General features: G+C 68.0%; 5 protein-coding genes. 4 read left to right on the forward strand and 1 reads right to left on the reverse strand.

Features of this window, described 5'->3' with window-relative positions:
• Positions 1–699 (reverse strand): peptidoglycan DD-metalloendopeptidase family protein (locus tag AB0B83_RS29940; protein ID WP_357580981.1); only part of this gene is annotated, 699 nt, incomplete at its 3' end.
• 70 nt (positions 700–769) lie between these two features.
• On the opposite strand from AB0B83_RS29940, the gene AB0B83_RS29945 reads away from it, so the two are divergent.
• From AB0B83_RS29945 to AB0B83_RS29960, 4 genes are all read left to right on the forward strand, one after another.
• Positions 770–1,816, forward strand: a complete 1,047-nt coding sequence (locus AB0B83_RS29945; protein WP_357580982.1) for an ATP-binding protein — start codon at positions 770–772, stop codon at positions 1,814–1,816.
• The gene (locus AB0B83_RS29950) at positions 1,809–2,906 is read left to right on the forward strand and encodes a hypothetical protein (RefSeq protein ID WP_357580983.1); all 1,098 of its coding nucleotides are present in this window, start codon (positions 1,809–1,811) and stop codon (positions 2,904–2,906) included. The genes AB0B83_RS29945 and AB0B83_RS29950 overlap by 8 nt, the downstream gene beginning before the upstream one ends.
• Positions 2,885–3,541: a response regulator transcription factor gene (locus AB0B83_RS29955; protein WP_357580984.1), complete on the forward strand. Its 657-nt coding sequence runs from the start codon at positions 2,885–2,887 to the stop codon at positions 3,539–3,541. The genes AB0B83_RS29950 and AB0B83_RS29955 overlap by 22 nt, the downstream gene beginning before the upstream one ends.
• A gap of 121 nt (positions 3,542–3,662) precedes the next feature.
• Positions 3,663–4,208, forward strand: a 546-nt coding sequence (locus AB0B83_RS29960) for a phage tail tip lysozyme (protein ID WP_357580985.1), incomplete at its 3' end; no start/stop codon positions are given.

Consider the following 4,208-nt stretch of genomic DNA (forward strand, 5'->3'; position numbering starts at 1 on the left):
CAGGGAAGGCCCGCCACTGTCCAGGTAGGCCAGCGGGTTGATGCGGGTGCCACTCGGGTTGATCATGTGCCAGTGCAGGTGCGGACCGGTGGACGAGCCTGATCCCGGTGCGCCGACGGCACCCCCGGACAACCCGACGATCTGTCCCATGCCAACTCGCGTGCCGTTGGTCAACGAAAACTGCGAAAGGTGCATGTACTGCGTACGGTAGCCGTTGTCGTGCGCGATGGTGACGGTGTGGCCTCCGGTGCCGTTGTTCGGGATGTTGGTCACGATGCCACCACCGGCCGCCGGCAGCTGTGTTCCGACCGGCATGCCGTAGTCGATGCCGCCGAGCGAGCCGCGGTTGAGATGGTCCTGCCAGGTTCCGGTGATCGGGTAGCCACTGAAGGGGTTGTAGAACCCGGGGACGGCCGCCAAGGCTGCACCTGCGGTGCTCCCGACCGCCGTGATGGCGCCAGCCGCGACCGTGGTGTGCAAGAAGGTCCGTCTGCTGATTCCGTTGCCTGCCATCAACCGACTCCCGCGTTCGAGGGACACTGTGCGCTCGAACCTAGGGGTGCCCGAGCCGGCAGGCATCGTGTGTTCGACCGACGGCCAAGGGTTGTTAGGGTCATCACGATGATAGATGTCGATCGACTGGTGCGACGCTGGGACGGAGAGGTCCTGTTGCTGTCGCGGGATGTGGTAGATCGCCATGGGGTCTAGGGCATGCCTAGCCACCATCGAGGCGGAGTTCCTGGCGTCGGCACGCCGCTACGCCGCGCCCATGCGCGGACTCCTGCTGGCACTGATCAGCGCCTTCGGGCTGCTGGCGGTTCCCGGTGCCGCCCTGCGGCTCGGGTTTGCACTGTTCCTGCTGATGGTGGTCGGCGCCGTGGTGGACTACTGGGCAGGGTTCTCGGGAGGTTCGGCACAGCTGGCTCTCGCGTTCACGGCGGTGCGCGTCGTGGCGATCTGCGTCACCCAGGAGCAGACCGGTGGGCAGCCCAATCAGTGGGCCGTCAACGCCCTTACCACGGTGGCGATCACGATGCAGTGGGACTGGTCACCGAAGGTGTCGCTTCCAGCTGTGGCCGGGCTACTCATGGTCGACGTTGCCGTGGTCGGGGTCCGAGAGGGGGTTCCACTCGGCCTGCGGCTGCTGGTCGAATGCGTCATGGCGCGTCTGGCATTTGTGTTGCTGCGGCAGTCGAGCAGGCGCGTGGATACCTTGTGGGCACGTCAGGCGGCGCTGGCCCGGGCTGAGGCGGTGGCGGTGGCGCGGCACCGCCAAAAACGGGAGTTCCTCGCCTTGTTGCACGACACTGCCTCGGCGACGTTCCTCCTGGTGACGGCGCATGGCCGGGACACCGATCCCGGCCAGGTCGCCGAGTACGCACGGCACGACCTGACCGTGCTCACGGGCGCTGCTGACGGGCAGGCTTCGCAGGACAGCCCGGTCGAGCTGACCGCCGCGCTGCGCTCGGTCGTGGGCCGAAGCCCACTGAGCATCCGCGTCCGGTGGCAGGCCGAGATGGTGGTGCCCGCCTCGGCGGCGCTCGCGCTGGTGCGGGCGGTACGGGAAGCACTGACCAACGTCGACCGGCACGCCGGCGTACCGAACGCCACGCTGAGCGTGGACCTGGAAGGAAACCGAATGGTCGTCACGGTCGACGACGCGGGCGTGGGATTCCGCCCAGAGCAGGTGCCGCACTCTCGCCGCGGCATTCGCGGTTCGATCATCGAGCGCATGACCGCAGCCGGGGGCAGCGCCCTCGTGACCTCGCGCCCGGCTGCGGGCACTTCCGTACGGCTGGTGTGGCCCGATGGCTGAGAGCCAGGCCCTCCGGGATCACGTGCATCCCACCATGCGGATCGCACTGTTGTGCATCGCCGGCGTCGTGCAGTTGGGGCTGTGCGTGCAGCCCTTGGTCGGATACGACCACGAGCCGAAGTGGGCCGCGTTGGCATCATTCACCGCGCTGGCGCTGGTCACCGCAGCCTGTGCGGTATGGGTGGTACGCCGCCAGCCCATCCCGACCGCCGTGGTGGTGACGTGCACGGCAGTCACGCTGGCGGCCTCGGTCGGTGCCACCTGCGCCCTGCCACCGGGTGGGCAATTCAGCCCACCGGACTGGTCGTTCGGCCTGGTGGGTTGGCACCTGCTACTGCTGCTCCTGGACCGTGTTCCCGCGCTGCTCACCGCTCTGGCTGTCCACCTGACGGCAAGCCTCGGCCAGTTTCTGTGGTTCGAAGTGCCGGACCGTGCCGAGATCGGCGCCGCAGGCATCGTCGCGTTCGCCACCGCCAGCATCCAGCTGGCGGTTGTGCCGATCTCACGGATGCTGCACCACCGTGCCCGCCAGGCGATTTCCGTGGCCGCCGAACACGATTGGGTGATCACCAGGATCATCGCCGCCGAGCAGTGGGAACGGACCCAGCGGATAGTCTTCGCCGGGCATCTGGGGGTTACCCTGCCGCTGCTGGCCGACCTCGCCGATGGCATGCTGGATCCCCGCGACGACGACACCCGACGGCGATGCTCGCTCGCGGCGACTCAGCTGCGCAGATTGTTCGCGGAGAACGACGACGCCCCCGATCCGCTGGTCCACGAGGTCACCGCGTGTGTCGACGAGGCCGAACGGCGGGGCGTCGAGGTGTCCCTGGCCGTCAGCGGCACGGCCGTGGTGGTGCCCTCCACCGTACGCCGGGAACTCACCACCCCGGTCGCGGCGACCCTGGCGGCGGCCCGGTCCCAGGCGCGGGTGAGTGTGCTCCGTACCCACGAGGACGTGCGGATCGCGGTGATGGCGGATGTTGGCGCCAGCCTAACCATGACGAACTCAGCACAGGTCGAGATCGACTGCGATACCTACGGTGAGTACGTGCGAATGGAGGCCAGATGGCGGAGCAGGAGCAATTGACCGCAGTGATCATCGACGATCATCCGGCGGTGCTGGCCGGGGTGGCCCACTGGCTCTCCTCGGGCACGCCGCCGATTCAAGTGGTCGCCTCGGGCGACGACGTCCGCGCCGCGTGGCGGGGTGCGGGTGCCCAGGCCGACGTGGTCATCCTCGACCTGCACCTGGGCGGCCCGGCCCCGGTCATGGGCGACCTGCGTAGGCTGGCGCAGGCGGGACGGCGGATCGTCGTCTACTCGATGCGCGCCGACGACGCGATCGCACTGCAATGCCTTGAGCTGGGCGCGCTGAGCTACCTAACGAAGGCGGAGGGCGGCGAACACCTTGTCCGGGCGACCCGGGCCGCCGCGGCCGGGCAGGCGTACACCGCGCCGTCCCTGGCGGGCGCGCTTGCCGGCGACCGCTCCGCCCACCGCCCGGTGCTATCGGTACGCGAAACCGAAGTGCTGATCCAGTGGTTCCAGTCGCAGTCCAAGGAGTTCGTGGCTCAGCGTCTGGGCATCTCGCTCAGCACGGTCAACTCGCACCTGGAGCATATCCGGATCAAGTACGCGATGCGTGGCCGGGCGGCTCCCACCAAGGCGGCTCTGGTAGCCCGCGCCATCCAGGACGGCTTGATCCAGCTCGACGATCTGTGAAGGCGTCATGGTAAGCGGCACCTATCCGCAAAACGGCCGTCGGTCGAACACCCGATGCCTGCCGGCTCGGGCCCTCCTAGGTTCGAGCGCACAGTATCCCCTCGAACGCGGGAGTCGGTCGATGGCAGGCAACGGAATCAGCAGGCGGACCTTCTTGTACACGACCGCAGCGCTCAGCGCCACGGCCACCCTCGGGACGGTCCTGGGCGGAACTGATCCGGCGTTCGCCGCCATCAATTCCAGGGTGGCCTGGGATTTCTTCATCGCCAAGGGGCTCACCGCCGTACAGGCCGCCGGGGTCCTCGGCAACCTGGCACAGGAGTCCAACATTGACCCGTTGGCGCAGGAGCCAGGCGGACCGGGGCGCGGGATCGCGCAATGGAGTGCCGGTGGCCGCTGGGACGCGACACCGAACGCCAACGCGACGTGGTATGCCGCGTCGACCGGGCAGAGCGTCTGGAGTCTGCGGGCACAGCTCGAATTCATCTGGTGGGAACTGACCAACATCCCGGCCTACGGCCTCGCAGAACTGAAAGGCGCCGCCACCATCGCCGCCGCCACGATCGTCTTCCAGAACCGCTTCGAACGATGCGGCACGTGCCACCAGGCGACCCGGATCAGTTATGCCACCAACTACTACAACCAGTACGCGGGAACTGTCACACCA

The sequence above is a fragment of the Micromonospora sp. NPDC049060 genome, assembly GCF_040649055.1.
Lineage (GTDB): Bacteria > Actinomycetota > Actinomycetes > Mycobacteriales > Micromonosporaceae > Micromonospora > Micromonospora reichwaldensis.

Coding starts and splice junctions, on each gene's coding strand:
- AB0B83_RS29945 (WP_357580982.1), top strand. CDS start 770: ATGCGCGGACTCCTGCTGGCACTGATCAGCGCCTTCGGGCTGCTGGCG.
- AB0B83_RS29950 (WP_357580983.1), top strand. CDS start 1,809: ATGGCTGAGAGCCAGGCCCTCCGGGATCACGTGCATCCCACCATGCGG.
- AB0B83_RS29955 (WP_357580984.1), top strand. CDS start 2,885: ATGGCGGAGCAGGAGCAATTGACCGCAGTGATCATCGACGATCATCCG.